This window comes from Halorubrum sp. Atlit-28R, assembly GCF_003665955.1.
GTDB classification, from domain to species: Archaea; Halobacteriota; Halobacteria; order Halobacteriales; family Haloferacaceae; genus Halorubrum; species Halorubrum tropicale.
Genome location: NZ_QPLS01000124.1, coordinates 1 through 541, shown reverse-complemented (window position 1 = coordinate 541; position 541 = coordinate 1). Strand labels below are relative to the sequence as shown.

1 protein-coding gene is annotated in these 541 nt (G+C 51.4%); it reads left to right on the top strand.

Annotation, left to right across the window (positions count from 1 at the left end):
- Nucleotides 1-223: 223 nt before the first annotated feature.
- Nucleotides 224-541 (top strand): hypothetical protein (locus DVK06_RS18580; protein ID WP_199718770.1); only part of this gene is annotated, 318 nt, incomplete at its 3' end.

Here is a 541-nt window from a genome sequence, read left to right as displayed (position 1 = left end):
AAAGTATGCGCTGTGGCTCACCACAGATGAAACAGCGCCGGAGGTTGGTCAAATATCTCCGGCTCTCTCTCTTGATGGGTCAGAGCAACAGGAGGAAGTTCCGGATTTAACTCCCAACACAGCAAAATCTCACCGTTAAAACGTGAAAATTGGTTAGACCTGTATTTTGAATTTGCTGACTGCCTGTGGTCGCAGGCCGGCAGCTACATCGGAGGGCTTCGCTATGGCGATTAAGAAGCTCGATGATGGACGTTATGAATTGGACACAAGAGTTGGCGGCCGCGGCAGCAAGCGCGTACGCAAGATTTTCGCAAGACGCGCCGATGCGGTAGCGTACGAACGTTACATGCTGGGCAAAATAGCGCGTAAAGAATGGGATCCAGCAAAACCGGTTAACAAACAGCCGCTGGATGAAGTGAGAAGCACCTGGTGGCTTTACCACGGACAGTCGCTGAAGAATGGTGAGATTGAGAACAAGCACCTGATTAAGACCATCACGGCGCTGGGAAATCCACCGGTCAATGAACTGGACAAGCGGATG